The sequence below is a fragment of the Streptomyces sp. NPDC051133 genome (assembly GCF_040682635.1).
Lineage (GTDB): Bacteria > Actinomycetota > Actinomycetes > Streptomycetales > Streptomycetaceae > Streptomyces.
The window spans coordinates 1-2606 of the sequence record NZ_JBFBBK010000172.1 but is presented as its reverse complement, the minus strand read 5'-3'; the positions used below and the strand labels follow the sequence as shown (position 1 = coordinate 2606).

Here is a 2606-nt window from a genome sequence, read left to right as displayed (position 1 = left end):
GTGATGACCAAGCTGACGGACTGGTCGGCCGTGGGCGGGGTGCTCGGTCGCCCCGGTGACATGAGACGGTTCATGTACCACAAGGACCCGTCCGGCGAGCACCGGATGCTCAACTTCACTCAGAAGGTAACTCAGCGTCTCCTCACAGAGGCCAAGCACTTCCGGAACACGGATGCCGAGTTGATTGCACAGGACATGGCGTTCCGCGCTTCCAAGGAGTTGTGCCGCGCTCCCGGCGAATACTGCGGCGACGTCGTTCAGACTGTCTGCTGGACATCGACCACGCCGCGCTGCGGTGGGCCGGTGTTGACCCGTTCGACCATTCCGCCTGGCTTGTGCACCGGGGGGACTGCCCGGCGTGAAGAAGTTCCGTCCGCAGCCCGGTTTCGTGGTCCAGGCGTTCCGGTTCGCCATCGACCCGAACGCGACCCAGGAGGCTGCGCTGCGTTCGCACTGCGGTGCCGCCCCGACCGCGTCATGAGTCTAGAGTGGAACCAGATCAACTTCTTGCGTATGAAGCTATTTCAGGTCCGTGCGGTGGAGCCGAATAAGTGCCTACAGACAGCGTACGCGACAGGCTCGCCTGGCCTGGGTCATCGAGGCCTTCAATACGGATCAGATCGCAGAGCCGGAGCCGGTTCTTGTCGTACACGGATTCGGCGGTGGCCTGGTCGCAGCCGACCAGGGCGGACAGGTAGTGACGGGCCAGGATCTGGTGGGTAGTGGGTGCCGCGACACCGCAGCGGGTGGGCAGTTGAGGGTCCGATCCGCGTTTCGCGTTGCAGGCACACAACTTCTGCCTCGATCGTGGGCAAGATGCGGTGTGACTGGGGAGTGGAGCGGGCGAGGCTAGTCTTCCACGGTACCGAGAGGACACCAGCCACAAGCAACCCCACTTGGCCCGGGCCTACAGGCTGCATACACGTCCACTCATGGTGAGCACACCGCGAAAACCTGGGCCGTGACGGTCATAATGTCAGCGCTGTCGAAGGTGACCTTCCAACTGTCGTTGACCGTGTGAGTGGTGGCATGGGTGGAGTTGCGGACAAAGACGTGGATGATAGGGACTCCATTGATGACCCAGCCGCCGGAGATGGCTGTCTGCCCGCTCGGGCAGACAGCGGTGAGACTTACCTCCTCGTTGGGAGGGATCATCCCAACCGGGCTCAATGCAGTGGTTGTCTGCGCGCTGGGGCCCGTCGCACCTGTGGGACCGGTCGGCCCGGTTGCGCCCTGAGGGCCGGTGGGGCCAGTTGCACCGTCAGCCCCGGTGGCTCCTGTGGGTCCTTGGGGGCCGGTGTCTCCGGTGGCTCCTGTGGGTCCTTGAGGGCCGGTGTCTCCGGTGGCTCCTGTAGGTCCTTGAGGGCCGGTGTCTCCGGTGGCTCCTGTAGGGCCGGTCGGGCCGGTCGGACCAGTCGGACCAGTCGGGCCCCTGAACGGAATTGGAGGCATAGGAGGAAATTGAGGAAATGGGGGAAGGTGAGGAATAGGTGGGATGGCGGGAATCGGGGGAACTGGCTGAGTCACAGCAGCTCTGATGCAGCTTGCGGACTGGAGTAGTCCGTCCGGTGCACACCTAACTCCCGACTCATCCATTGAACTCGCATATGATCTCCCGTTGCCGACTTCCGCCCAAGCAGTCAACCCAGGCGTCAGAGTCAGTGCGGCTGCGGAAATCGCGCCACTGATCAACCATTTGCCTCGACAGGGCAGCGGTCCCATCTGAGCTCCTACTGCGTGTTCCGGTTCGGCCTGCTCCCCTGGGTTCGAATCGAAGAGGTGCAGTGGGAATCCCCATGTTGACGTATCTCATCAATCAATCGAGCCGAGACACGCCCGATGTGAAATGGAATTTTCACACCTGACCGACTAAGGCCTGTGTGATGTGGTGATCAACCAGTTGCCTTCCGGAGGTCGTTGATCCAGATCATCGAGGCACGGAGGCGGAGGCCGGAGGGGTAGCTCTCGGGTGTCTTGTCGTGTCGAGTCGCGATGCCCCGCCAGGGCTTCAGCTTGTTGATCAGGCGCTCGACGGTGTTCCGTTCTTTGTGGACATCCGCGTCGTGGCGTGTGGGGCGGCCGCCCCGGCGGCCCTTCTTCTTCCGGCTGGCGGCCTGGTCCTTCTTCTCCGGGATGACTTCCTTGATGTTTCCTTTCCGCAGGTAAGAGCGGTTCGCGCGGGAGGAATAGGCCTTGTCCGCGGCAACAGCGTCGGGCCGGATCCGGGGACGGTCGACGGGAAGTCGGATGCGCACCTTCTGCAGCACGGAGAACGAACTGCGGGCTGTCGGCCGCCTGTCCCGCGGTCAGGAGGAGAGAGCGGACGGCACTTGCGGTCTGCAGCGAGATGAAGCTTGCTCGTCAGTCCACCGCGAGATCTGCCCAGCAGGGCCTCGTCCAGGCGGAGCTTGCGCCGTCGCCCGAGGTGCCGCCGCTCTTCCCGACCGGGGCCGCCCCCGCCGTGCGGTCCTTTCTGTTCCGGCGGGCCGCCTCCTATTGCCGGGCCCGCTCCTGCTCGATGGCGGCCTCTTCACGGGCGTCCATGACCTCCATACCGATGCGCATCCCGGCTGCGTCGCAGTGGACCCGGGCCGTGGTGGAGTCCA

General features: G+C 64.0%; 1 protein-coding gene and 1 pseudogene. One reads left to right on the top strand and one right to left on the bottom strand.

The window, feature by feature from the left end:
- The first annotated feature begins 358 nt into the window (after positions 1 to 358).
- Positions 359 to 481 carry a hypothetical protein gene (locus AB0N17_RS45975; RefSeq protein WP_366017632.1) on the top strand — a complete coding sequence of 41 codons (123 nt, stop codon included), beginning with the start codon at positions 359 to 361 and terminating at the stop codon, positions 479 to 481.
- 1411 nt (positions 482 to 1892) lie between these two features.
- Here the strand turns inward: AB0N17_RS45975 and AB0N17_RS45970 are convergent.
- Positions 1893 to 2606, bottom strand: a pseudogene (locus AB0N17_RS45970) (IS5 family transposase); the annotation flags it as partial.